Source organism: Pseudomonas karstica, from assembly GCF_009707515.1.
Lineage (GTDB): Bacteria > Pseudomonadota > Gammaproteobacteria > Pseudomonadales > Pseudomonadaceae > Aquipseudomonas > Aquipseudomonas karstica.
Window position 1 is genome coordinate 66,636 of the sequence record NZ_WLYI01000004.1, and the last position, 25,296, is coordinate 91,931.

At 58.2% G+C, this 25,296-nt stretch carries 23 protein-coding genes and 2 pseudogenes; 15 read left to right on the forward strand and 10 right to left on the reverse strand.

Translation table 11 applies throughout. The annotated features are described in order from the left end of the window. Positions 1 to 19: 19 nt before the first annotated feature. From GIR22_RS04295 to GIR22_RS04320, 6 genes are all read right to left on the reverse strand, one after another. Positions 20 to 1,159, reverse strand: coding sequence for a DegT/DnrJ/EryC1/StrS family aminotransferase (locus tag GIR22_RS04295; RefSeq protein ID WP_154742114.1), 1,140 nt, complete (start codon positions 1,157 to 1,159; stop codon positions 20 to 22). Positions 1,160 to 1,324: 165 nt separating this feature from the next. Further along, complete coding sequence (locus GIR22_RS04300) at positions 1,325 to 1,642, reverse strand: DUF2388 domain-containing protein (RefSeq protein ID WP_154742115.1); 318 nt, start codon at positions 1,640 to 1,642, stop codon at positions 1,325 to 1,327. Between the two features lie 69 nt (positions 1,643 to 1,711). After that, positions 1,712 to 2,158 (reverse strand): NfeD family protein, encoded by a 447-nt coding sequence (locus GIR22_RS04305; RefSeq protein ID WP_154742116.1) that lies wholly within the window; start codon positions 2,156 to 2,158, stop codon positions 1,712 to 1,714. Positions 2,159 to 2,168: 10 nt separating this feature from the next. Continuing rightward, positions 2,169 to 3,089: an SPFH domain-containing protein gene (locus tag GIR22_RS04310; protein WP_154742117.1), complete on the reverse strand. Its 921-nt coding sequence runs from the start codon at positions 3,087 to 3,089 to the stop codon at positions 2,169 to 2,171. Positions 3,090 to 3,292: 203 nt separating this feature from the next. Next, positions 3,293 to 5,008, reverse strand: a complete 1,716-nt coding sequence (gene tfpB / locus GIR22_RS04315) for a type IV pilus assembly ATPase TfpB (protein WP_154742118.1) — start codon at positions 5,006 to 5,008, stop codon at positions 3,293 to 3,295. An 84-nt stretch (positions 5,009 to 5,092) separates the two neighbouring features. Continuing rightward, on the reverse strand, positions 5,093 to 5,431 hold the full coding sequence (locus GIR22_RS04320) for a hypothetical protein (RefSeq protein WP_154742119.1): 339 nt from the start codon (positions 5,429 to 5,431) through the stop codon (positions 5,093 to 5,095). Positions 5,432 to 5,558: 127 nt separating this feature from the next. Here GIR22_RS04320 and GIR22_RS04325 point away from each other — a divergent pair, with 127 nt between their 5' ends. Further along, positions 5,559 to 6,029, forward strand: a complete 471-nt coding sequence (locus GIR22_RS04325; protein ID WP_154742120.1) for an Lrp/AsnC family transcriptional regulator — start codon at positions 5,559 to 5,561, stop codon at positions 6,027 to 6,029. Positions 6,030 to 6,062: 33 nt separating this feature from the next. Here the strand turns inward: GIR22_RS04325 and GIR22_RS04330 are convergent, their stop codons facing one another. Then, positions 6,063 to 7,430 (reverse strand): CYTH domain-containing protein, encoded by a 1,368-nt coding sequence (locus GIR22_RS04330; RefSeq protein WP_154742121.1) that lies wholly within the window; start codon positions 7,428 to 7,430, stop codon positions 6,063 to 6,065. Positions 7,431 to 7,588: 158 nt separating this feature from the next. Here GIR22_RS04330 and argE point away from each other — a divergent pair, with 158 nt between their 5' ends. Beyond that, positions 7,589 to 8,737: an acetylornithine deacetylase gene (gene argE / locus GIR22_RS04335; RefSeq protein ID WP_154742122.1), complete on the forward strand. Its 1,149-nt coding sequence runs from the start codon at positions 7,589 to 7,591 to the stop codon at positions 8,735 to 8,737. Between the two features lie 135 nt (positions 8,738 to 8,872). After that, a complete protein-coding gene (gene argA, locus GIR22_RS04340) occupies positions 8,873 to 10,171 on the forward strand; it encodes an amino-acid N-acetyltransferase (RefSeq protein ID WP_154742123.1) in 1,299 nt (432 codons plus the stop codon). A gap of 92 nt (positions 10,172 to 10,263) precedes the next feature. Here the strand turns inward: argA and tauA are convergent. Next, a pseudogene (tauA, locus tag GIR22_RS26275) lies at positions 10,264 to 10,383 on the reverse strand (taurine ABC transporter substrate-binding protein); the annotation flags it as partial. 368 nt (positions 10,384 to 10,751) lie between these two features. Here tauA and GIR22_RS04345 point away from each other — a divergent pair. The 8 genes from GIR22_RS04345 to GIR22_RS04380 all read left to right on the forward strand — a co-directional run bounded on the left by GIR22_RS04345 (position 10,752) and on the right by GIR22_RS04380 (position 18,066). Continuing rightward, positions 10,752 to 12,077, forward strand: a complete 1,326-nt coding sequence (locus tag GIR22_RS04345; RefSeq protein ID WP_154742124.1) for an OprD family outer membrane porin — start codon at positions 10,752 to 10,754, stop codon at positions 12,075 to 12,077. A 271-nt stretch (positions 12,078 to 12,348) separates the two neighbouring features. After that, positions 12,349 to 12,987: a peroxiredoxin gene (locus GIR22_RS04350; RefSeq protein WP_154742125.1), complete on the forward strand. Its 639-nt coding sequence runs from the start codon at positions 12,349 to 12,351 to the stop codon at positions 12,985 to 12,987. A gap of 326 nt (positions 12,988 to 13,313) precedes the next feature. Next, positions 13,314 to 13,907 (forward strand): NADPH-dependent FMN reductase, encoded by a 594-nt coding sequence (gene ssuE, locus GIR22_RS04355; protein ID WP_154742126.1) that lies wholly within the window; start codon positions 13,314 to 13,316, stop codon positions 13,905 to 13,907. Positions 13,908 to 14,001: 94 nt separating this feature from the next. After that, positions 14,002 to 14,970: a sulfonate ABC transporter substrate-binding protein gene (locus GIR22_RS04360; RefSeq protein ID WP_154742127.1), complete on the forward strand. Its 969-nt coding sequence runs from the start codon at positions 14,002 to 14,004 to the stop codon at positions 14,968 to 14,970. Between the two features lie 25 nt (positions 14,971 to 14,995). After that, a complete protein-coding gene (ssuD, locus tag GIR22_RS04365; protein ID WP_154742128.1) occupies positions 14,996 to 16,144 on the forward strand; it encodes an FMNH2-dependent alkanesulfonate monooxygenase in 1,149 nt (382 codons plus the stop codon). Between the two features lie 9 nt (positions 16,145 to 16,153). Next, on the forward strand, positions 16,154 to 16,942 hold the full coding sequence (gene ssuC / locus GIR22_RS04370) for an aliphatic sulfonate ABC transporter permease SsuC (RefSeq protein WP_154742129.1): 789 nt from the start codon (positions 16,154 to 16,156) through the stop codon (positions 16,940 to 16,942). Continuing rightward, positions 16,939 to 17,745 (forward strand): aliphatic sulfonates ABC transporter ATP-binding protein, encoded by an 807-nt coding sequence (ssuB, locus tag GIR22_RS04375; protein WP_154742130.1) that lies wholly within the window; start codon positions 16,939 to 16,941, stop codon positions 17,743 to 17,745. Before ssuC ends, ssuB begins: the two co-directional genes overlap by 4 nt. A gap of 105 nt (positions 17,746 to 17,850) precedes the next feature. Beyond that, on the forward strand, positions 17,851 to 18,066 hold the full coding sequence (locus GIR22_RS04380; protein ID WP_003176783.1) for a TOBE domain-containing protein: 216 nt from the start codon (positions 17,851 to 17,853) through the stop codon (positions 18,064 to 18,066). Positions 18,067 to 18,104: 38 nt separating this feature from the next. On the opposite strand, the gene GIR22_RS04385 is transcribed toward GIR22_RS04380, so the two are convergent. Further along, entirely contained in the window at positions 18,105 to 18,737 is a 633-nt protein-coding gene (locus GIR22_RS04385) for a TetR/AcrR family transcriptional regulator (protein ID WP_154742131.1), read from the reverse strand. A 227-nt stretch (positions 18,738 to 18,964) separates the two neighbouring features. Continuing rightward, positions 18,965 to 20,341: a glutamine synthetase family protein gene (locus GIR22_RS04390; protein WP_154742132.1), complete on the reverse strand. Its 1,377-nt coding sequence runs from the start codon at positions 20,339 to 20,341 to the stop codon at positions 18,965 to 18,967. 278 nt (positions 20,342 to 20,619) lie between these two features. Between GIR22_RS04390 and GIR22_RS04395 the strand changes: the two are divergent. From GIR22_RS04395 to GIR22_RS04410, 4 genes and pseudogenes are all read left to right on the forward strand, one after another. After that, positions 20,620 to 20,892: pseudogene (locus GIR22_RS04395) on the forward strand (gamma-glutamyl-gamma-aminobutyrate hydrolase family protein); the annotation flags it as partial. A 134-nt stretch (positions 20,893 to 21,026) separates the two neighbouring features. Beyond that, positions 21,027 to 22,385 carry a glutamine synthetase family protein gene (locus tag GIR22_RS04400; protein ID WP_154742134.1) on the forward strand — a complete coding sequence of 453 codons (1,359 nt, stop codon included), beginning with the start codon at positions 21,027 to 21,029 and terminating at the stop codon, positions 22,383 to 22,385. A 58-nt stretch (positions 22,386 to 22,443) separates the two neighbouring features. Beyond that, positions 22,444 to 23,808 carry an aspartate aminotransferase family protein gene (locus GIR22_RS04405; RefSeq protein ID WP_154742135.1) on the forward strand — a complete coding sequence of 455 codons (1,365 nt, stop codon included), beginning with the start codon at positions 22,444 to 22,446 and terminating at the stop codon, positions 23,806 to 23,808. Positions 23,809 to 24,059: 251 nt separating this feature from the next. Then, positions 24,060 to 25,175 carry a polyamine ABC transporter substrate-binding protein gene (locus GIR22_RS04410; protein WP_178122084.1) on the forward strand — a complete coding sequence of 372 codons (1,116 nt, stop codon included), beginning with the start codon at positions 24,060 to 24,062 and terminating at the stop codon, positions 25,173 to 25,175. Positions 25,176 to 25,296: the final 121 nt, after the last annotated feature.

The following is a 25,296-nucleotide window of genomic DNA, read 5'->3' on the forward strand; positions in this document are numbered from 1 at the left end:
GGCTCCCGCAAAAGTTTGATCAGCGCTTCAATACCGCTTTTACCGCAGCTACCGCTCGCTCCACATCCGCCTTGGTCATCGCCGTAAACATCGGCAACGACACAATCAAACGCCCGACTTTTTCCGCCACCGGGAACATGCCTTCCTTGAACCCCTGTGCCCGATACAGGCTCAGCAGGTGAATAGGCGGGTAGTGATAGCCAATGCCTACGCCATGGGCCTGCATCTGCTCCATGAAGGTGGCGCGGGCCGGCAGCCCGTCCTGACGCTCCGGCAACACCAGTTGAAACAGGTGCCAGTTGCTGTTTGCGAAATCCGCGGGCGGTAGTTGCGCACCGTACTTCGCTTCAAAATCGCTGCCCAAGCACTCGAAATAATGCTGGGCCAGTGCCTGGCGATGGGCAGTGATTGTCTCGATGTGGGCAAACTGACCCAGGCCGATGGCTGCCGCAATGTCGGTCATATTGAATTTGCCGCCCAGGACGTCTACATCCAGGCCGTCGAAACCGCTGCGGGTGACGCCTTGCAGACGATACTTTTCCGCCAGGCGTGCCTCTTCGGCATTGTTCAACACCAGGCAGCCGCCTTCAGAGGATGTGACGTTCTTGTTGGCCTGGAAACTGAACGACACAAAATCGCCGGAGGCACCGATGCGCTTGCCATTCCAGGTGGAACCCAGGGCTTGGGCGGCGTCTTCGACGACACGCAGGTTGTACTTGTTGGCCAGTGCATAAAGCATTGGCATGTCCAGCGGCAGGCCTGCCAGGTACACCGCAATGATCGCCTTGGTGCGGGGTGTGATGGCCGCCTCAACCTGGGCCAGGTCGATATTGCGGGTCACCGGGTCGATATCGGCAAACACTGGCGTGGCGCCTACTTCGAGAATAACGTTGGCGGTGGCGACCCAAGAGATCGGTGTGGTGATCACTTCGTCTCCTGGCCCGATGCCTGCGATGCGCAAGGCAATCTCCATGGTGCAGGTGCCCGAGTTGAAGGTACGCACCAGCCTGCCGCCAAAATACTCCGACAACTGCGCTTCGAACGCCTGTACTTTCGGCCCGCTGGTGATCCAGCCAGAGCGCAGCACATCACCGACCGCCGAGATGGTGGCTTCATCAATGACAGGTTTGGAAAACGGCAGAAAAGGCAGTGGACTCATGACGATGAAGGCATCCATTTCAGATAGGCGATGAGTAAAGAGGCACATCAATGCCGGGCATGATTGCACGAAGCGACTGAATATAGCCTGTCGCCTGTGAACTAATCGTCATCCTGCGGGCAAAAAAAGCCGCTATTGAAAGCGGCATTTTTTCATGAGGCGATTTTACTCGGAGGCAATGGCGTTTTTCGCCAGGATGGCATTGGCCAACTCCATGTCGGTGGCTTTCATGCCTGGGTTGTCGGCTCGCACCTTCTGCATGGCCGCTTCCAGGTATGGGCCCCGGATCCCGCCGTCGCTGGCAACGAAGCTGCCGGCGTCGTCTTGGGCGGCGACCACCAGTTTGTGGTCTTTGAAGGTCAGGTAAGTCGAGCCAGTGGTGGCGCCGGACGAAATTACGTTACGCCAGAAACTGTCGGCCATGGCTGAACCGACAGGAAGGGATAGCACGGCAAGGGTTGCGACAGCATATTTGAGACGCATGATGGGTGACTCCGACTGGGTTATCTGAACGGTTTGATTATAGATAACCCAGGCTAGTTCCATGGACGACTAAACAGTTTCGACTTGCAATATCACGCCGTTTTGACCAATGACCCGGACGTGAGCGCCTATAGGCGCGTCAGGACCTGTCACCATCCATACGCCATCGCCGACTTTTATCTTTCCTCGGCCCTCGATAATCGCCTGATGCACCACAAAGGTGCGTCCGACCAGCTCCGAGCCACGCATGTTCAATCCCGGCTGATCGCTGACCTTGGCGCTACTGCGCTGGCGCCTCCACCAATACACGGCCGTCAGGATCGACAGCACGGCGAACAACAGCAATTGCCACTCCAGCCCAAGTCCCGGAATCAGGAACTTGATGACGCCCACTGCTGCTGCCGCAATACCCATCCACAACAGGTAGCCGCCGGTCCCGAACACTTCAAGGATCAGCAGCACGGTGCCCAATGCCAACCAGTCCCAGAACGACAGATGCTGCAGGAATTCCCACATGGCGGGTGCCTCAGGCTTTCTTGTTGTCGAAGGTTGCCTTGACGATCTCGCCAATGCCGCCCACTGCGCCGATCACCTGGCTGGCTTCCAACGGCATCAGGATCACTTTGCTGTTATTGGCCGAGGCCAGCTTGCCCAGGGCGTCAATGTACTTCTGGGCAACGAAGTAGTTCACGGCCTGTACGTTACCGCTGGCGATTGCCTCGGACACCACCTGGGTGGCTCGGGCTTCAGCTTCCGCCTGGCGTTCACGGGCTTCAGACTCAAGGAACGCTGCCTGGCGGCTACCTTCAGCTTCAAGAATCTGCGCCTGTTTCTTGCCTTCGGCGGTCAGGATGGCCGAGGCCCGCAGGCCTTCGGCTTCCAGGATCTGGGCGCGCTTGATCCGCTCGGCCTTCATCTGGCCAGACATGGCCGCCATCAGATCGGCCGGCGGGCTGATGTCCTTGATCTCGATACGGGTGATCTTGATACCCCATGGTGCGGTTGCTTCATCGACAGTGCGCAGCAGCTTCTCGTTGATACCGTCACGCTGGCTGAGCATCGCATCCAGCTCCATGGAGCCGAGCACGGTACGGATGTTGGTTTGCAGCAGGTTGCGGATGGCATGTTCGAGGTTGTTTACTTCATAGGCGGCCTGGGCGGTGTTGACGACCTGGAAGAAACACACGGCATCGATCTGCACCGTAGCGTTGTCGGCAGTGATCACTTCCTGGGGTGGAATATCCAGCACGCTTTCCATCACGTTGATCTTGCGACCGATACGGTCCATGACCGGAATGATGATGTTCAGGCCTGGCTTGAGCGTGTTGGTGTAGCGGCCGAAGCGCTCGACCGTCCACTGGTAGCCCTGTGGTACGACCTTGAAACCCATGAAGAGGATGGCGACGGCCAAGCCTACAAAAAGAAGCAGTACGGTTCCGATCTGCATAACGATTCCTTGTCTGGTGATGACATTGAAGCTAGGTTTGCCTGATTGTAACGGGCTTGCCAGAGATAAGAACGGTTTACTCTGTGTACAAATAAGGGCTGGGGCCGCATCAAGCCGTTTGAGGGCCGCCGACGCCCTCTACGTCGTGCATTCACTGAGCCTGCGCTCGTCCTGCCGATTAAGTGTGCTGATGTTGCCATGCTTCACTGCGGCGTCACTCGCAGCACTTCCTTTATCGTGGTCAGCCCTTGCGCCACCTTCTGCGCGCCTGACAGCCGCAAGCTGTGCATTCCATTCTTCAGTGCTTCACGACGCAGAGCCTGTAGATCGGTATTCGGGCCGATCAGCGCCTTTAAGCGGTCATCCATCAGCATGACTTCGTAAACCCCCGCCCGTCCCCGGTAGCCGCTTTCCCGGCACTCCGGGCAGCCGGTGGCTTGGTGGACCTGCACGGGGCGCGAAACAGACCAAGGTTGGGTCAAGGCAAGCCAATCCTCTTCCAACGAAGCCTCGGGGCGCTTGCAGTGCGAGCACAACAGCCGGACCAGTCGCTGGGCCATCACCCCCAGCAGCGTCGCATTGATCAGGTAATGGGGAATACCCAGTTCCAGCAAGCGGCTGATGGCAGTGGGGGCGTCGTTGGTGTGCAGCGTCGACAGCACCAAGTGCCCGGTCAGGGCGGCCTGGATCGCCATTTCTGCAGTTTCCAGGTCACGAATTTCGCCGATCATGATGATGTCTGGATCCTGGCGCATCAGGGCACGGATGCCGCTGGCGAAGGTCAGGTCGATGTTGTGCTGGACCTGCATCTGGTTGAAGGCCGGCTCCACCATCTCGATCGGGTCTTCGACGGTGCACAGGTTGACCTCCCGGGTCGCCAACTGCTTGAGGGTGGTGTAAAGGGTGCTGGTTTTGCCCGAGCCGGTGGGACCGGTGACCAGGATGATGCCATTGGCCTGGCCAGTCATGGATTGCCAGCGTTGCAGGTCATCGCTGGAGAGCCCCAGTTGCTGGAAATCCTTGTGCAGCACCTGGGGGTCGAAAATCCGCATCACCAGTTTTTCGCCGAAAGCCGTAGGCAAGGTCGACAGACGCAGCTCCACTTCACCGCCTGACAGGTTTTTGGTTTTCACCCGGCCGTCCTGGGGTTTGCGTTTTTCTGCCACGTTCATCCGGCCGAGGCTTTTCAGGCGGCTGACCACCGCCATCGTCACCTGGGACGGGAATTGATAGACATCGTGCAGCAGCCCATCAATGCGAAAACGTACGCGGCCCTGATCGCGACCGGGCTCAATATGGATATCGCTGGCCCGCTGGCCGAAGGCGTACTGCAGTAACCAGTCGACGATATTGACGATGTGCGCATCGTTCGCGTCGGGTTCTTGATCGCTGGCGCCGAGGTTGAGCAGTTGCTCGATATTGGGGGCGCCAAGGTTTTTTTGATCACTTTGGGCGGCGCCGCTTACCGATTTCGCCAGCCGGTAAAACTCCACGGTGCAGCGCTGAATATCCTGGGGATTGGCGACCACACGCCTGATGGAGCGTTTCAACACCTGGGCCAACCCGGCCTCCCAACTGTTCACATACGGTTGGGCGCTGGCAATCGTGACGCTGTGGGCGTCGACCGCGACGGCAAGGATCTTGTGCCGTTGGGCAAATGCGTAGGACATCAGCGGCACTACCGTCGCAACATCAATTTTCAATGGGTCAATACGCAGATAGGGCTGGCCGGCATAACGGGCAAGCCATTCGGTCAAGGCTTCAAGGGATTGCCCATCACCGGCGAAGCATTCCAGCGGATGCAGCGTGCTGTTCACTGGCACTTTCATGTCGACGGGCACCAGGCCCTGGTCGATCAGGGCAGGCAGCAACTGATGGATTTCCAGCCAGCGATCCTGGGTATTTGGCGCAACGGGCATGGTGGTTTTCCTGGGCAACGGTTAGGCGTAGACCTCAGGCTAGTCACCCCTTGAGCTTCAGCCTCCGGGGTTTATTGCAGGCTTTTACTGACTGGCCGTCTGCACCGCCAGAGACCGCGCAACATCAGCCGGACACAGTTCCAGCGAACACACGCTGATCAGGTTACGAAGTTTTTCACCGATCACTTGGGCCCGGTGCCAGCTCAGGCCATCAATCACGATATCGATAGTCAGCAGGTCGTCTTCGCGCTGCATGTTCATGTGCTGGGGTACCAGGAACTGCAGGGCAAAATAGTTGAGCACTCGGCACAACACGTCGGGTTCAGCTTCGGCGAGTATTTGATAATGCGCCTGGCAGTGGGCATTGCTGACGGCCCAGGCGTCGACGCGTGGGGCGGGGCTGGCGGCTTCGACGACATGCATGATGATTCTCCGGATTTGGCTGGAGAAATTTTTACATTCGGTGCGGGAGATTTCTTATCTAAAAAAGCCCGTATTGGCTTATAAGAGAATCATACAATTCTAGAAAGTATGATTGACGGGTGTTTTTATGCACAGTGAGTTGGACGTGTACGACCGGCGCATCCTGGCGCTGTTGCAGGAAGACGCTTCGCTTTCCAGCGCGCAGATCGCTGAACAGGTTGGATTGTCGCAATCGCCATGTTGGCGGCGGATTCAGCGGCTGAAAGAGGAGGGGGTGATTCGTGGCCAGGTAACCCTGCTGGATCGCAAGAAAATCGGCCTCAACACGCAGATTTTCGCCGAGATCAAACTCAACGCCCACGGCCGTTCCAACTTCACCGAGTTCACCGAGTCGATACGCGGCTTTCCGGAAGTGCTGGAGTGTTTTGTGCTGATGGGGGCGGTGGATTTTTTGCTGCGGATTGTGACGTCGGACATCGAGGCGTATGAGCGGTTTTTCTTCGAAAAGCTGTCGATGGTACCGGGGATTCAAGAGGTCAACTCGATAGTGGCCTTGTCGGAAATCAAATCCACCACGAGTTTGCCGGTGTTGCGCTGAGGGCGAGGGAGACAATCGCCCTCGCCCCAGGTATTACAGGCGCAGCAGGGTTTTCCACGCGCGATTCTGATAAACCGCAATCGCCTGATGCATCCGCGCATCCAGCGACTCATCGGTAATCGGCTGGTTGGCCAGGTGCGCCAGCTTGTTCAGCTCGCCATACAAACGATCCAACTCGGCGATCTCCAGCACCTGGCGTGCATGGTGCAACCAGGCCAGGATGCGTTCGATACGCGGCAGTTGCTCGGCCAGGTCTTCCGGCTGTTGCTGGTAGCGCGGCAGTTGCAGGGCAACGGCGTCGTCGGCCAGCAGGCGCGGCAGCCAGTTGGCGATTTGCGCAGCACCCTGGCGGTTGCCACGTACGTTGCGGTCTGCGGTCCAGGCACGAGCCAGCAGCCAGCGGGAAGTGTTCAGTGAGAACAGGCCCCAGCGCACGTCGTTCAGTTCTTCAGCGAACTGTTCCGGTGCGGCTTTACGAATGTCTTCATCATCGTCACCGGCCTGGACCAGCGGGCGCCAGTCTTCCAGCAATGCATCCAGTGCGCTGCGCAGTTCGCTGGTGGATTGACGCGGAGCGGCCTGGCCAAGGCTGCCCACCAGGGCACGCAGTTCGCCAAGGTTTTCCACCCAGTCTTGCAGCAGGCGCCAGTGGCCGTTGAAACGGTATTGCTCAGCCAGGCGCTGGCTGCTGCCCAGCAGATGCCACATTACCGCCGCGAATGCATCGTCCAACGGCACTTCAGCGTGCAGCACTGGTGCCGGCAGGCTCAGGGAGTAGCTGTTGGCGTCGAACAGGCGATAACCACGCTCGGCCTTGCTGATATCGCAAGGCATCAGGGCCAGGGTCGCAGCCAGTTCAGCGGCCAGTTCCAGCAACGCGGCAGGCTCACCTTCGCGCAGTTCCAGTTCCAGTTCGCAGATTTCTTCTTTCTGTTTGCCGGCAATCACCTGGCCCAGGTCCAGGGCGGCTTCGATCACTACCTTGGCTTTGCCACGGCCCCAGGCGATTTCTGCGCGTTCACGGACGAAGTCGGTGGTAAAAATCGGCTTGAGGGTCTTCTTGTCCAGCTCGGCCAGTTGCTCGGGCCAGCATTCGCCGTCGAGTTTCTTCACGTCGAGTTTGGCTTTGGGCAGTTTCCAGTCGTATTCATTACGTTCCGACAAACCGGCAACGCTCTGGCCGCGGGTCTTGAGGGTCTGGATGACTTCGTCGCCGTCTTTACGCAGGCGCAGGGCGACTTTGGCCTGGGCCAGATCGCGCTCGGGGGTGTCGAAGTATTGGTTCGTCAACTCACGGCGTTCCCAGCCACTTTTGTTGCGTTTTTTCAGTAACGGGTGTTCACGCAGCGCGGCGAGGGTTTCGCGGCTAACGCGGAGTTTGATTTCGGTTTCTTTCTGCATGGCCGGAAAATCCAGGATCGGGAGCGCAGCCGGGGAAATGTGTGGCTGCCAAGGCCGTGCAGTGTACAGGACTGAGCCCGGCAACGCGCCGCAACGGTTTATTGTGCGATGCAGATGGCTCTATGATGGGCTTCACTTGGGAAGTTGAGAGGCTGCGCATGCCGTTACCGCCTATGAAAGATCAGTTCGCTGCGCTGATTGCCGCGCCTTCGGTCAGTTGCACCCAAGCGTCGCTCGATCAATCCAACCGCCCGGTGATCGATTTGCTCGCCACCTGGCTGGGGGACTTGGGCTTTGCCTGTGACATCCAGACAGTCAGCCCCGGCAAGTTCAACCTGTTGGCCAGTTTTGGCACCGGACCTGGCGGCCTGGTGCTCGCCGGGCATAGCGATACCGTGCCATACGACGGCGCGTTGTGGCAGACCGATCCGCTCAAGCTGACAGAGGTGGATGGGCGCTGGGTCGGCCTGGGCAGCTGTGATATGAAGGGGTTTTTCGCCCTGGTGATTGAAGCCGTACAGCCATTGCTGGATCAGCCTTTCAAGCAACCGCTGCTGATCCTTGCCACGTGTGACGAAGAAAGCTCCATGGCCGGCGCTCGTGCGCTGGCCGAGGCCGGCCGCCCCTTGGGGCGCGCGGCAGTGATCGGCGAACCGACGGGCCTCAAGCCAATCCGCTTGCACAAGGGCGTGATGATGGAGCGCATCGACATCCTCGGGCGCAGCGGCCATTCGTCCGACCCAAGCCTGGGCCACAGCGCCCTGGAAGCCATGCACGATGCTATCGGTGAACTGCGTGGCCTGCGCCTGGCCTGGCAGCGTGAGTATCGCAACCCGCAATTCAGCGTGCCTCAGCCGACCCTGAACTTTGGCTGCATCCACGGCGGCGATAACCCCAACCGGATCTGCGGCCAGTGCTCCCTGGAGTTCGACCTGCGGCCCTTGCCCGGCATGGACCCCCAGGTGTTGCGGGCCGCTATCCGGCAGAAGCTGGAACCCTTGGCCGAGCGACATCAGGTGAAGATTGATTACGCGCCGCTGTTCCCGGAAGTGCCCGCCTTCGAGCAACCCGAAGACGCTGAACTGGTGCGAGTCGCAGAAAGACTTACCGGGCATCGTGCCGAAGCAGTGGCGTTTGGCACCGAAGCACCTTATCTTCAGGGCCTTGGTTGCGAAACCCTGGTGCTCGGCCCCGGCGATATTGCCTGTGCCCACCAGCCTGGCGAGTACCTCGAAATGTCACGCTTGACGCCTACAGTGCGTCTATTGCGAGAACTGATCGGGCATTACTGCCTGAAACCTGCATAAATTAACCACGACCCATCCCGTACATAAAAGGAGAGCGAGCGTGTCGCCAAGCCTGTTCCGACGATAACCATCAGCCCGCTGTGCGTTTTCACGACTACCCTTTTTCGGCTGCTTTTTATTACAGGCCCAGGTTCTATGCCCGAATATGTCAATTGGCTTCGTCACGCTTCGCCCTACATCAATGCCCACCGGGACTGCACTTTTGTCGTCATGCTGCCGGGCGATGGTGTTGAGCACCCGAACTTCGGCAACATCGTCCATGACCTGGTGCTGCTCCACAGCCTTGGCGTGCGGCTGGTACTGGTCCATGGCTCGCGCCCGCAAATCGAAACCCGTCTCACTGGTCGTGGCCTGACCCCGCATTACCATGAGGGCCTGCGCATTACTGATGCCGAAACCCTGGAGTGTGTGATCGATGCGGTCGGCCACTTGCGCATCGCCATCGAGGCGCGGCTGTCAATGGACATGGCGTCCTCGCCGATGCAGGGCTCACGCTTGCGGGTGACCAGCGGCAACCTGGTGACAGCACGACCTATCGGCGTGCTCGACGGCATCGACTACCAGCACACCGGCGAAGTGCGCCGGGTCGACCGCAAGGGTATCAATCGCCTGTTGGACGAGCGCTCCATTGTGCTGTTGTCGCCGTTGGGTTACTCGCCTACCGGCGAGATCTTCAACCTCGCCTGCGAAGACGTTGCCACCCGCGCCGCCATCGACCTGAGCGCGGACAAGCTGCTGCTGTTTGGCGCCGACCTGGGCCTGATCGATGAAAGCGGGCGGCTGGTGCGGGAGCTGCGTCCACAGCAGGTGCCCGCGCACTTGCAGCGCCTGGGCAACAACTACCAGGCCGAATTGCTCGATGCAGCGGCCGAGGCTTGCCGTGGCGGCGTAGGACGCAGCCATATCGTCAGTTACGTTGAAGACGGTGCCTTGCTCACCGAATTGTTCACCCGGGACGGCGGCGGTACGCTGGTGGCCCAGGAGCAGTTTGAGCTGGTACGTGAAGCGGCGATTGAAGACGTCGGCGGCTTGCTGGACCTGATCAGCCCGCTGGAAGAGCAGGGCGTTCTGGTGCGTCGCTCCCGGGAGGTGCTGGAGCGGGAGATCGAGCAGTTCAGTGTTGTTGAGCGCGAAGGGATGATCATCGCCTGTGCAGCGCTGTATCAGATCGCGGATTCGGATGCGGGGGAGCTGGCCTGCCTGGCGGTCAACCCCGAGTACCGCCACGGCGGGCGCGGCGATGAGTTGCTCGAACGCATCGAAACCCGGGCCCGGGCCCAGGGTTTGAAGACGTTGTTCGTCCTCACTACGCGTACCGCCCACTGGTTCCGCGAGCGCGGGTTTGTGCCCAGCAGTGTGGACCGCCTGCCGTCGGCGCGAGCTTCGTTGTACAACTATCAGCGCAACTCGAAGATCTTCGAAAAAACCTTATAACTGCGCATCTCGACAGCTGCCTGGCCGGGCAGCCTTTATGGCTGCCCGGTGACATACGCCGAATAGTCCGACAGTACCCTCGCAACCTTCCACTTTGCTGGAACGATGCCGGTTTGGCAGCCGATCGTGAAATCGGCTCGCGGTGCAGCAAAAGAAATTATTAGCGATACAAAAACTGTAACAAATTGACGAGAGGATGTGCGTTTGGCCATGATGGCGTCGCCTTTTTGATCGTGTGTGACGTATGCAGACGTACGACCACACTAAACGATCTAAAAAATGGCCAAAAATACCCTTTAGGAATTAATCAAAGAATGGGTGCTGCCTTTCATAGGTTTCTGTTTTTTGGAAAGTCTTATTCCTTAATCGTATGAAAAATGATGAAATAATTCTTTTTAGACGTATGAAAAACTCATTACCCTGCAAGGATTAAATCACTGCGATTAGACGAAGGTAGTAGACACGCAAGGTTACGATTGACTTGTCAGTCACTATCTGGCGCTAATCGCGCATCTGTGGATCCGGGGCGTTAGAACCAGGACCAAAGAACTACAAAAATTAGAAACGAGAGGAGCGGTACATGAAGAAGTCCACATTGGCGCTGGCTATTACGGTAGCTGCGATGGCTCAGCACGCTGGCGCAGCAGGCTTTATCGAAGACAGCAAGGCATCCGTGAGTTCTCGGACCCTGTATTTTGATAATGATCAGCGTGACGGGGGAGCTGACCAGCGCGAAACGGCCACAGGCCTGAAGTTCAATTACCAGTCTGGTTTCACCCAAGGCACGGTTGGCTTTGGTATTGATGCTCAAGCATTGGTCGGTCTTCACCTGGACGGTGGCCGTGGCCATCACCCAGACAGCAACTCCTTTGTTCCAAGCGACACCGACGGCTCGGCCGAAAGTAGCTGGAGCAGCGCGAGTGCCAACGTGAAAGCCCGCTTCTCCAAGACCGAGGCCCACCTGGGTGGCGCGCTGGCACCGAACCTGCCAATCCTGATCGCAAGTGATGGTCGTCTGCTGCCACAAACCTTTGAAGGCGGCACTATCACCTCCAAAGAAATCGACAACGTGACCATCAATGCCGGTCAACTTGAGCATGCCACTGGCCGTGCTTCGAGCAACAGCACTGGCCTGTCGGTTAACGGCGCGACCCAGGAAAGCAACAAGTTCCGCTTTGGCGGCGCTGACTGGAAAGTCACCAAAGACCTGACACTGCAGTACTACTACGCCAACCTGGAAGACTTCTATAAGCAACACTTCCTGGGCCTGGTTCACGTCTACCCGATCACCGAAGGTCAGTCGTTCAAAACCGACCTGCGCTACTTTGACAGCAGCTCCGACGGCAAGAACGGTCAGGCTGGCTATCAGTTCAACAACAACGGCGGTTACGCGAAGGACGCTGGCGAGGTTAATAACAAGACCTGGAGCGCCATGTTCACTTACACCTTGGGTGGCAGTGCGTTCCTGCTGGGTCACCAGCGCGTGAATGATGATGGCGGTTTCGTCTGGTTGAACCAGGGCAGCGTTGTCGACGGCAATGGTCGTAACGAAGGCGCCGGTGGTTCAAGCTTCTACCTGTTCACCGATAGCATGGTTAACTCCTTCGTGCGTGCGGGTGAGAACACCACCTTCGGTCAATACTCCTATGACTTCGCGGCATTGGGCGCTCCAGGTTTGAAAGCCTCGATTGCTTACCTGCGCGGTGACAACATCAAAGCCAAGAACGGCGGCAGCGACCAGTCCGAGTGGGAACGCGACATGCGCGTTGACTACACCATTCAAGAGGGCGCGCTCAAAGGCTTTGGTACCACGCTGCGTCACGGTACCTATCGTGGCAACGGTACCGGTATTCAGGACCAGGATCAGACTCGCCTGATCTTCAACTACACTTACAGCTTCCTGTAAGCCCAGTTGAAAAAAAACCTCGCTCTGTGCGAGGTTTTTTTTGCGTATTTTTTCTCACGCTGGGCTCAACCCCGCAAACCAGCGCCTCTTTCCTATAGCGTCTTAGGGCCTTCTCGTATCGTGTAGAGAATAGTGGCCTGCGCCTGTCCGTCGCTCCCACGAATAGACTGTTATATTCATTTATCGTCTAAATAAATCGATATTTATTCTTTTTAAATTATTCCCCACACAGGCACAGTAGGATCCATAAGCACTCATCAGGAGCTACACCATGAGCCTAAGACTGGGCGACATCGCCCCCGACTTCGAGCAGGACTCCAGTGCCGGAAAGGTTCGTTTCCACGAATGGCTGGGCGATAGCTGGGGTGTGCTGTTTTCCCACCCGGCGGACTTTACCCCTGTATGCACCACCGAGTTGGGTTTCACTGCCAAGCTCAAGGACGAATTCGCCAGGCGTGGTGTCAAGGTCATCGCCCTGTCGGTAGACCCGGTGGACTCGCACCACAAGTGGATCGAAGACATCAACGAAACCCAGAACACCAGCGTCAACTTCCCGATCCTTGCCGATGCCGACCGCAAGGTTTCTGACCTGTACGACTTGATCCACCCGAACGCCAACGACACCCTCACTGTGCGCTCGCTGTTCGTGATCGACCCGAACAAAAAAATTCGCCTGACCATTACCTACCCGGCCAGTACCGGTCGCAATTTCCACGAAATCCTGCGGGTGATCGACTCGCTGCAGTTGACCGACAACTACAAAGTCGCCACGCCGGCTAACTGGCAGGACGGTGATGAAGTGGTGATCGTGCCGTCGCTCAAGGATGAGGAAGAGATCAAGCAGCGCTTTCCAAAGGGCTATCGGGCGGTGAAGCCGTACCTGCGGCTGACACCTCAACCCAACCGTTGAGGGCCGTTAACCACCTGTAGGAGCGAGCTTGCTCGCGAAGGTCGTTAACGATTACGCGGGCTTCTGGTTTACGCGGCGCCCTCAGGTTCTTCGCGAGCAAGCTCGCTCCTACAGGTTTGCACTATGTATTTCCAAAGCAGGGGGTTTGAGGCCGTTTTTACGGCCTTTTTTTTCGTTTGGCGATTGAATATCCATATATGCATTTAAAGAATAAACAAATGAATAAATGAGATTTATAGATATATGAATCTGCTGATAAGGTCTGTTCAACCTTAGCGCCATCGCCACACCGCGAACCGCTGACACTTGCTCAAGGAATTTCCTACATGCTGGTCGTAACACTTGGTGGCAGTCCTAGCCAGCGCTCTCGCTCCGGGGTCTTGCTGGAGCATTCCCGGCGCTGGTTGCAGCACAAGGGCGTGGAAGTCGTGAGTTATCAGATACGGGACTTCCCGGCCGAAGACTTGTTGCATGCACGTTTCGACAGCCCGAAGGTCATTGATCTGTTGCAGCAAGTGGAAAACGCCGATGGCCTGGTGATTGCTACGCCGGTATATAAAGCCTCATTTTCCGGTGCACTGAAAACTATTCTCGATCTGTTGCCCGAGCGCGCCCTGGCCCACAAAGTGGTATTGCCCATGGCCACCGGCGGCAGCATCGCCCACATGCTGGCGGTGGACTACGCCTTGAAGCCGGTGCTGTCGGCGCTGAAAGCCCAGGAATTGCTCCACGGGATTTTCGCCGAAGACAGCCAGATCGCTTACGGCGAAGGCAGTGCCCAGGCGCAGTTGGTGCCGATCCTCGAGCAACGCTTGAGCGAGTCTCTGGAGCAGCTCTTCAGCGCCATGGCGCGCCGGCCCAAGCCCCTTGATCCCCATGTGTTGAATGAACGTTTGTTGAGCGCTCGCTGGAGCATTTGAGCCTTACCCCGAACCCAAGAAGTACTCACCTTACTCAGCCGCCAACGGCCAAGCAGGTGCAGCCAAAACCCTACTCGCACATTTGGAGAGCGCCATGCGCACTGTCATCTTGCGTCGGAGCCTGGTCGCACTCTTTGCTGCGGCTGTGTCTTTCGGTGCGATTGTTCAAGCTCAAGCAGCCGAGACCCTACGGATCGGTTATCAGAAATACGGCACCCTGGTGCTGCTCAAGGCCAAGGGTTCGCTGGAAAAGCGCCTGGCCGAGCAAGGCGTGCAGGTGCAATGGACTGAATTTCCCGGTGGCCCGCAGTTACTGGAAGGGTTGAACGTCGGCTCTATCGACTTCGGTGTCACCGGCGAAACCCCACCGGTATTCGCCCAGGCCGCCGGCGCCGATCTGCTCTACGTCGCCTATGAGCCACCCGCGCCTACCAGTGAAGCGATCCTGGTGCCCAAGGACTCACCGATCAAATCGGTGCAAGAGCTCAAGGGCAAGAAAGTCGTCCTCAACAAAGGCTCCAACGTACATTACCTGCTGGTGCGCGCCCTAGAAGATGCCGGCCTGAAATACACCGACGTGCAGACCGTATTCCTGCCGCCCGCCGATGCCCGTGCCGCCTTCGAGCGGGGCAGTGTCGACGCCTGGGTCATTTGGGACCCGTACCAGGCCGCCGCCGAGAAGCAACTGCAAGCCCGGACCCTGCGTGACGGTACCGGCATCGCCGATAACCATCAGTTTTACCTGGCCACCAGGCCTTACGTCGAAAACCACCCGGAAGTAATCAAGGCGCTGGTGGAAGAGGTGCGTGCCGTGGGGGAGTGGTCCAAGGCCAACCCGGAAGACGTCACCGCCCAGGTCGCTCCGCTGTTGGGTCTGCCCGCCGACATCACCCTGACCTCGGTGAAACGCCAGGGCTACGGCGCGCTGTTCCTGACCCCGGAAGTAGTCGCGGCACAACAGAAGATCGCCGACAGCTTCTACCAACTCAAATTGATCCCGAAACCCTTGAACATCAAGAGCGTGATCTGGACCCCGCCAGCCGCCGTTGCCAAAGCGCCGTAATCCGACTTCTTCAGGAGACAACTCCATGAGCCTCAATATTTTCTGGTTTCTGCCTACCCACGGCGATGGCCATTATCTTGGTACCACCGAAGGCGCTCGCGCCGTTGACCACGGTTATTTGCAACAAGTGGCCCAGGCAGCTGACCGCCTCGGCTTCGGCGGGGTGTTGATTCCCACCGGGCGTTCTTGCGAAGACTCCTGGTTGGTGGCCGCGTCGCTGATTCCCGTGACCCAGCGACTGAAATTCCTTGTCGCACTGCGACCCGGGATCATTTCCCCGACGGTGGCCGCGCGTCAGGCGGCGACCCTGGATCGCTTGTCTGGCGGGCGGGCACTGTTCAACCTGGTGACGGGTGGCGACCCGGACGAACTGGCCGGCGATGGCTTGTTCCTGAGCCATGAAGAGCGCTACCAGGCCTCGGTGGAATTCACTCGCATCTGGCGTCGCGTGCTGGAAGGCGAAACCGTGGATTACGACGGTCAACACATCAGCGTCAAAGGCGCCAAATTGCTTTATCCACCGGTCCAGCAACCGCGTCCGCCGCTGTATTTCGGCGGGTCCTCCGAAGCGGCCCAGGACCTGGCAGCCGAACAGGTGGAAATGGTCCTGACCTGGGGCGAGCCTCCGGCAGCAGTAGCGGAAAAAATCGAACAGGTGCGCGCCAAGGCTGCCAAGCTCGGTCGCACCGTGCGCTTCGGTATTCGCCTGCATGTGATCGTGCGTGAGACCAACGACGAAGCTTGGCAAGCGGCCGCCAAACTGATTTCCCACCTGGATGACGACACCATCGCCCGCGCCCAGGCTTCCTTGGCGCGCTTCGATTCTGTGGGCCAGCAACGGATGGCTGCGTTGCACGGCGGTAGCCGCGACAACCTGGAGGTCAGCCCCAACCTGTGGGCCGGCGTTGGCCTGGTGCGCGGCGGTGCGGGCACGGCGCTGGTGGGCGATGGGCCGACTGTGGCCGCACGAGTCAAGGAATACGCGGAGTTGGGCATCGACACCTTTATCTTCTCTGGTTATCCACACCTGGAAGAGTCGTATCGGGTGGCGGAACTGCTGTTCCCGCACCTGGATGTCGAGCGTCCCGAACTGCCGAAAGGCGCCGGGTATGTCAGCCCGTTCGGTGAGATGGTAGCCAACGATATTCTTCCCAAAGCTGCGTCCCAGAGCTGAGGCGCCACCATGAATCTTGAGAAGCTAAGCCATCGACTGGCGCCTTGGGCGTTGCCGATTCTGTTGTTGGCGGTATGGCAGTTGTCGGTGTCGGCGGGCTGGTTGTCGACGCGTATCCTGCCCGCTCCCAGTGCGGTGATCGAGGCCGGTATCAACTTGGTCCGCAGCGGTGAAATCTGGACGCACCTGGCGATCAGTGGCTGGCGCGCGGGCCTGGGTTTTGTCATCGGCGGTGGTATCGGCCTGGCCCTGGGCTTTATCACCGGCCTGTCGAAATGGGGCGAGCGCCTGCTGGACAGCTCGGTGCAGATGATCCGTAACGTGCCGCACCTGGCGCTGATTCCACTGGTGATCCTGTGGTTCGGCATCGATGAAACGGCGAAGATATTCCTGGTCGCCCTCGGCACGTTGTTCCCGATCTATCTCAACACGTATCACGGCATTCGCAACGTCGACCCGGCGCTGGTGGAAATGGCCCGCAGTTATGGCCTGTCCGGTTTCAGTCTGTTTCGCCAAGTGATTCTGCCTGGCGCCTTGCCTTCGATCCTGGTGGGCGTGCGCTTTGCCTTGGGCTTCATGTGGTTGACCTTGATCGTCGCGGAAACCATCTCCGCCAGCTCCGGTATCGGCTACCTGGCGATGAACGCCCGTGAATTCCTGCAAACCGACGTCGTGGTCCTGGCGATCATGTTGTACGCAGTGCTCGGCAAACTCGCTGACCTGGCGGCTCGCGGCCTGGAGCGGGTCTGGTTGCGTTGGCATCCTGCCTATCAAGTGAATAAAGGAGGTGCGGCATGACCGCTCAACAACCTCCACGCCTGCTGCGGGGTATTCCGCTGGCGGTACGCAAGTTGCGCAAGTCTTTTGGTACACGGGAAGTGCTCAAGGACATTGACCTGCACATTCCGGCAGGCCAATTCGTCGCCGTCGTCGGCCGTAGCGGTTGTGGCAAAAGTACCTTGCTGCGGCTGTTGGCCGGTTTGGATAAGGCCAGCGGCGGCGAATTGCTGGCTGGTTCGGCGCCACTGAGTGAGGCCACTGAAGACACACGGCTGATGTTTCAAGAAGCGCGTCTGCTGCCGTGGAAAAAAATCATCGACAACGTGGGTCTGGGCCTCAAGGGCAACTGGCGGCCCAAGGCATTGGAGGCGTTGGAAGCGGTGGGCCTTGCCGAGCGCGCCAATGAATGGCCCGCCGCCTTATCCGGTGGTCAAAAGCAGCGCGTAGCCCTGGCCCGCGCCTTGATTCATCAACCCCGCTTGCTGTTGTTGGACGAACCGCTGGGAGCATTGGATGCCCTGACCCGGATCGAGATGCAGCAACTGATCGAGCACCTCTGGCAGAAGCACGGTTTCACCGTATTGCTGGTGACCCACGACGTCAGCGAAGCCGTGGCTATTGCTGACCGAGTGATTCTGATCGAGGACGGCGAAATCGGCCTCGACCTGCAGGTTGAACTACCACGTCCGCGAGTCCGTGGCTCCCATCGCCTGGCGGCCCTTGAAACTGAAGTGCTTAACCGTGTGCTGTCGCTACCTGGCACGCCGCCGGAACCCGAACCTGTTTCACCGTTGCCTACGCAATTGCGTTGGGCGCAATAAAAACAGCGGCAAGCTTTTAGCTTCACGCTGCAAGGGGAAGCAGAACGCTTTGCTTGCCGCGTGAAGCTTGAAACGTGCAGCTATTTGGACCCCAGGAGAAATCGTATGACCATTAAAGCCATCAACGTGCGTAACCAGTTCAAAGGCACCATCAAGGAAATCGTCGTAGGCGATGTACTGTCGGAAATCGATGTGCAGACCGCATCGGGTATCGTCACCTCTGTCATCACCACCCGCTCAGTCAAGGAGCTGGAGTTGGTGATCGGCAGTGAAGTGATTGCCTTCGTGAAATCCACCGAAGTCTCGATCGCCAAGTTGTGAGTGCCTACTGATCGCTCCCATGCTCTGCGTGGGAACGATCAGACCACGCGCTTAGGCAAAAACGCCGGCAGATACAGCCCCACATATGCATCAAACACCCGCATCCCTTCCTCGGCCATACGTGGGGTAATTTGCCCGTGTTGATGCACCGAGCGCGCATAGACGCGGTCGCTCAGCTCCAGGGCCAAGGCGAACACATCGACATCGCTGGGCAGGGTCGGGACTTCGAAGTGGTGGTTGAATACCTCCAGCATCAGGTCGCCCAACTCCAGATCATGTTGACGGTCAGCCTGGGTGACTTCGGTGAGGCCATGCTGGGCGAGGATCAACTGGCGGGCGGCGGCGTCGTTGCTGTAGATGTTGAGCATGCGTTGTTCGATCACGTAGGAGAGGTCGCGCCAGTGTGTGAGTGCGTGGTGATCGATGGGTGCCTGGATGGCTGCGCGGAAGGCGGCGTGGACGTCAGCCGTCAATGCCTCCAGCAGCGCCGGTACGCTGGCGAAGAAGTGATACACCGACGACGGCGGAATCTGTGCCCGTTCAGCCACGCCGTAGATCGACAAACTGGCCACGCCTTCGGCGGCCAGCAAGGTGCGGGCCGCGTCGAGGATCGCGTCGATCCGGGCCTGGCTGCGAGCGCGGGGTTTACGAGGGGGGGCGGGACGGGTCATCGAAGTCTCCTACAGGGCTGCGGGCATTGTACGCAGAGCTTTGGGATGATCCATACCTTGATCTATGTAGAAGCAAGCTTGCTCGCGAGGGTCGTCAACGATGACGCGGGAAACCAGGATAAACGCAGCGCCCTTGAGTTCTTCGCGAGCAAGCTCGCTCCTGCAACAGCCATAAAAAAACGCCGCAAGCCAAAAGCCTGCGGCGTTCCTTTTACTGTTGCAACCGCTTACACGGTATGCAGGTACCAGTTGTACTCAAGGTCGGAGATGGAGTGTTCGAACTCCTCCAGCTCACTTTCCTTACAGGCGACGAAGATATCGATGTATTTAGGATCGATGTACTTGGCCATCACCTCACTGTCGTCCAACTCACGCAACGCATCGCGCAGGTTGTTCGGCAGGCTTTGTTCGTTCTGCTCGTAGCTATTGCCTTCCACCGGAGCACCCGGTTCGATCTTGTTGGTCAGGCCGTGGTGCACGCCTGCCAGGACCGAAGCCATCAGCAGATACGGGTTGGCATCGGCACCGGCCACGCGGTGTTCGATACGTACGGCATCTGAAGAGCCGGTCGGCACACGAATCGCCACGGTGCGGTTGTCCAGGCCCCAGCACGGCGAATTCGGCACATAGAACTGTGCACCGAAACGACGGTAGGAGTTGACGTTGGGGCACAGGAACGCCATTTGGGCGGGTAGGGTCTCCAGCACACCGCCGATTGCGTGACGCAATGCGGCGTTCTGCTCGGGATCCTCGCTGGCAAAGATGTTCTTGCCGTCCTTGTCCAGGATCGAAATGTGTACGTGTAAACCGTTGCCTGCCTGGCCTGGGTAAGGCTTGGCCATGAAGGTGGTGTCCATCTCATGGTCGTAGGCGATGTTTTTGATCAAGCGCTTGAGCAGTACCGCGTAGTCGCAGGCCTTTATAGGGTCGGCAACGTGGTGCAGGTTCACTTCGAACTGCGCCGGGGCGCTTTCCTTGACGATGGCGTCGGCAGGGATGCCTTGCTCTTTCGCACCTTCCAGAATGTCCTGGAGGCAGTCGACGTATTCGTCGAGGTCGTCGATCAGGTAGACCTGTGTCGAGTGCGGGCGTTTGCCGGAGATCGGCGAGCGCGGTGGTTGTGGCCGGCCATTCACGTTCTCCTGGTCAATCAGGTAGAACTCCAGCTCGAATGCGGCGCAGATGGTCAGGCCGAGGTCATCGAACTTGCTTACGACTTGGCGCAACACTTCGCGAGGATCGGCGAAGAAAGGTTCACCTTCGAGTTCGTGCATGGTCATCAGCAACTGCGCGGTTGGGCGCTTTTGCCAGGGTTCATTGCACAGGGTGTCGGGGATTGGATAACAGATTCGGTCAGCATCACCGATGTCCAGGCCCAGGCCGGTGCTTTCCACCGTCGAGCCATTGATATCCAGGGCAAATAAAGAGGCCGGCAGGTTGATGCCTTTCTCGTAAACCTTGTGGAGGCTGGTGCGTTCGATGCGCTTGCCGCGCACCACACCATTCATATCCGCAATTAGAAGGTCAACGTACAGAACCTCAGGATGTTCCTTAAGGAACGCGTTCGCTTCATTCAGCTGAACGGCACGCGGGGGTACCGACATGATGCAACACCTTTGTTGTTAAAAATATCAATCATTGATCTCTTCGGGTTTCAGTCAACCCGAACGGCATGCCGAAGTCAAGCGAGGCCTTTTTTGCCCTAAAAAAGCGCCACGAGGGCATTTTTGAGGCTTTTTGGGGCGGTTTCTTGTGAATGAGGCGCTTGGATCTTGCAGGCTTGAGCGGGCCGTGTTGTATTTTTTACGGGGGTGTTGTGTAAAAAAATGAACAAGGCTAAGCTCGATTTAAACCCATAACAGCAATAATACCGGGGTGCTTCATGTCTCGCCTGCCGTTAATCGGCGTCACCGCCTGCTCCAGACAGGTCGGTTTGCATGCTTATCACATCAGTGGCGACAAATGCGTCCGTGCAGTGGCCATCGCTGCCAAGGGCAGGTCAATGATAATTCCGTCCCTGGCGCCAGTGCTCGATCCGGCCAATATTCTTGACGGCCTGGCCGCTATTGTCTTTATCGGATCACCTTCTCACCTGCAATCCCCATCTGCTCGCAGAGCCGCCCCCATTCGGGGTGCCGCTCGTGATTCTGCACGGGTTTTGCTTGATGAGTACAACGTCATCGCAAATGGCAGGTAAGCTCCTACCCGGATCGACAAAACGACGCGGATGCTGCGTCAACCAACGCCTGACCTTTAATGGATGTCAGGAAACCCAGCCCAGAGGCATTTATGAGTAACAACCTCGACCAGCTCACCGATTGGTTGAAAGACCATAAGATCACAGAAGTCGAATGCATGATTGGCGACCTCACCGGCATCACCCGGGGCAAGATCTCGCCGACCAACAAGTTCATCGCCGAAAAAGGCATGCGCCTGCCCGAGAGCGTTCTGTTGCAGACCGTGACCGGCGACTATGTCGAAGACGACATCTATTACGAACTGCTCGACCCGGCCGACATCGACATGATCTGCCGCCCGGACGAGAACGCGGTATTCCTCGTGCCCTGGGCCATCGAACCTACGGCCCAGGTGATCCACGACACCTACGACAAGCAAGGCAACCCCATCGAGCTGTCGCCGCGCAACGTGCTCAAGAAGGTCCTCAAGCTCTACGCCGATAAAGGCTGGCAGCCCATCGTGGCGCCGGAGATGGAGTTTTACCTGACCAAGCGCTGCGAAGACCCGGACTTCCCGCTGCAACCGCCGATTGGCCGTTCCGGGCGTCCGGAAACCGGTCGCCAATCTTTCTCTATAGAAGCAGCCAACGAATTCGACCCGCTGTTCGAAGACGTTTACGACTGGTGTGAACTGCAGGAGCTGGACCTCGACACCCTGATCCACGAGGACGGTACGGCGCAGATGGAAATCAACTTCCGTCACGGTGATGCCCTGTCCCTGGCCGACCAGATCCTGGTGTTCAAGCGCACCATGCGTGAAGCGGCGCTCAAGCATGATGTGGCGGCCACCTTCATGGCCAAGCCCATGACCGGCGAGCCCGGCAGCGCCATGCACCTGCACCAGAGCATTATTGATATCGCGACGGGCAAGAACGTGTTCTCTAATGAAGACGGCACCAAGAGCGAACTGTTCCTGCACCACATTGGTGGTCTGCAGAAGTTCATTCCCGAGCTGTTGCCGCTGTTTGCCCCCAACGTCAACTCGTTCCGCCGCTTCCTGCCGGACACGTCGGCACCGGTGAACGTGGAGTGGGGTGAAGAAAACCGCACCGTCGGCCTGCGGGTACCGGACGCCGGCCCACAGAACCGCCGGGTGGAAAACCGCCTGCCGGGCGCCGACGCCAACCCGTACCTGGCGATTGCCGCCAGCCTGCTGTGCGGCTACATCGGCATGGTTGAAGGCATCAACCCAAGTGCGCCGGTGGTCGGCCGTGGTTACGAACGACGCAACCTGCGCCTGCCGTTGACTATCGAAGACGCCCTGGAGCGGATGGAAAACAGCAAGACCATCGAGAAATACCTGGGTCAAAAATTCATCACAGGCTACGTCGCGGTCAAGCGGGCCGAGCATGAGAACTTCAAGCGCGTCATCAGTTCGTGGGAGCGGGAATTCCTGCTCTTTGCCGTCTGATGCGCCGGGCGCGGTGGCCAAGCGCCGCGCCCTCACCTGAATATTTTAGGAGATTGGTATGTCCAGCAACAACCCGCAAACCCGTGAATGGCAAGCCTTGAGCAATGGTCACCACCTGGCGCCGTTCAGCGACTTCAAGCAATTGAAAGAGAAAGGCCCCCGGATCATCACCAAAGCCCACGGCGTTTATCTGTGGGATAGCGAAGGCAACAAGATCCTCGACGGCATGGCTGGCCTGTGGTGCGTGGCGATCGGCTACGGTCGCGATGAACTGGCTGACGCCGCCGCCAAGCAGATGAAAGAACTGCCTTACTACAACCTGTTCTTCCAGACCGCCCACCCGCCGGTATTGGAACTGGCCAAGGCCATTTCCGACATCGCCCCGGCAGGCATGAACCATGTGTTTTTCACCGGTTCCGGTTCCGAAGGCAACGACACCATGCTGCGAATGGTCCGCCACTATTGGGCGATCAAAGGCCAGCCGAACAAGAAAACCATCATCAGCCGCAAGAACGGCTATCACGGCTCCACTGTGGCGGGCGCCAGCCTGGGCGGCATGACCTACATGCACGAGCAGGGCGACTTGCCGATCCCGGGCATCGTCCACATCGCCCAGCCGTACTGGTTCGGCGAAGGTGGCGAGATGAGCCCAGAAACGTTCGGTATCTGGGCCGCCAACCAACTGGAAGAGAAGATTCTGGAACTGGGTGTGGACAACGTCGGTGCCTTTATTGCCGAGCCGATCCAGGGCGCCGGTGGTGTGATCGTGCCGCCAGACAGCTACTGGCCGCGCATCAAGGAAATTCTTGCCAAGTACGACATCCTGTTTGTCGCCGATGAAGTGATCTGCGGTTTCGGTCGCACCGGCGAATGGTTCGGCAGCGATTTTTACGACCTTGCGCCCGACATGATGACCATCGCCAAGGGCCTGACCTCCGGTTACATCCCGATGGGTGGCTTGATCGTACGTGACGAAGTGGTAGCGGTACTCAACGAAGGCGGCGATTTCAACCACGGCTTCACCTATTCCGGTCACCCGGTAGCCGCTGCGGTAGCCCTGGAAAACATCCGCATCATGCGCGATGAAAAAATCGTCAGCCGTGTTCAGGAAGAAACGGCACCGTATTTGCAGAAACGTCTACGTGAGCTGGCGGATCATCCACTGGTGGGTGAAGTGCGCGGTGTCGGCATGCTGGGTGCGATTGAACTGGTACAGGACAAGGCGACACGCAAGCGTTACGAAGGCAAAGGTGTTGGCATGATCTGCCGCACCTTCTGCTTCGAGAATGGCCTGATCATGCGTGCCGTGGGTGACACCATGATCATTTCGCCGCCGCTGGTGATCAGCAAGGCCGAGATTGACGAGTTGGTGACCAAGGCGCGTCACTGCCTGGACCTGACCTTGGCGGCGTTGCAGGGCTAAGTGCTAGGCTCAGATCGGAGTCGCCTTCGGGCGCTCCGCCGGGCAGTGCTAAAAGCGCAGTGATAAAGCACAGTGATAAAGCACATTGATAAAGAAACGCATTGATAAAAAAGAGTGCTTTGGTTGAAAGCCGGCCCTTGAACTTGCCAGACTGTCGCCCTGTTTTGTCGGCCTTCGACCGGCCACGGAACATTGCAGATCTATAGATAAAGAACGTGGCCCAAAAAAAGAAAAAATTGGAGCATGACCAAATGAAGGCATTAGGTTTGAAGACCGCTGGCAAGACCCTCCTGGCCTTGTCCTTGATGGGTGCTATGGCGGCGGGCACGGCACAGGCCGACAATAAAGTGCTGCACATCTATAACTGGTCCGACTACATCGCACCGGACACCATTGCCAACTTTGAAAAAGAGTCCGGTATCAAGGTGGTGTACGACGTTTTTGACAGCAACGAAACCCTGGAAGCCAAGTTGCTGGCAGGCAAGTCCGGTTACGACATCGTCATTCCGTCGAACAACTTCCTCGCCAAGCAGATCAAGGCCGGCGTTTATCAGGAACTGGACAAGTCCAAGTTGCCGAACTGGAAGAACCTTGATGCCGACCTGCTCAAGGCGGTTGGCGACGCCAGTGACAAGGGCAACCAGCATGCGTTTCCCTACATGTGGGGCACCATCGGCATTGGCTACAACCCTGACAAGGTCAAGGCTGCGCTGGGCGTCGACAAGATCGACTCTTGGGATGTGCTGTTCAAGCCCGAGAACATCGCGAAACTCAAAAGCTGTGGCGTGAGCTTCCTCGACTCGCCGACAGAAATGATTCCCGCGGCCCTGCATTACCTGGGCTACCCGACCGACAGCACCGACAAGAAGCAGTTGGCTGAAGCCGAAGCGCTGTTCCTCAAAATCCGCCCTTCGGTGGGCTATTTCCACTCCTCCAAGTACATCTCGGACCTGGCCAACGGCAACATCTGCGTCGCCGTGGGTTACTCGGGCGACGTGGAACAATCCAAATCCCGTGCTGCTGAAGCCGGCGGCAAGGTCAAAGTGTCTTACGTCATTCCCAAGGAAGGCGCAGGCAGTTTCTACGACATGGTTGCCATTCCTAAAGATGCCGAGAATCTCGACGCTGCCTATCAGTTCATGAACTACCTGATGGAGCCTAACGTCATGGCCGAAATCACCAACAGCGTACGTTTCCCGAACGGTAACAAGGCTGCCACGCCGCTGGTGAACAAAGATATCTCGGGCGACCCGAGCATCTATCCAACGGATGAAGTGAAGGCCAAGCTGTACGCCATCAGCGATCTGCCTCCCACTACCTTGCGGGTACTGACGCGTAGTTGGACCAAGATCAAATCGGGCAGATAAGTCGGTTTGAGGCAGTGTTCGTTAACCACCACGGCGCGCGCGGTGGTTAACGACATAATTAAATGACATAAAGTTTTGCCGGATCGGTTTATCGAGGGTAAGTTGCGCGCCGGTTTTGTTG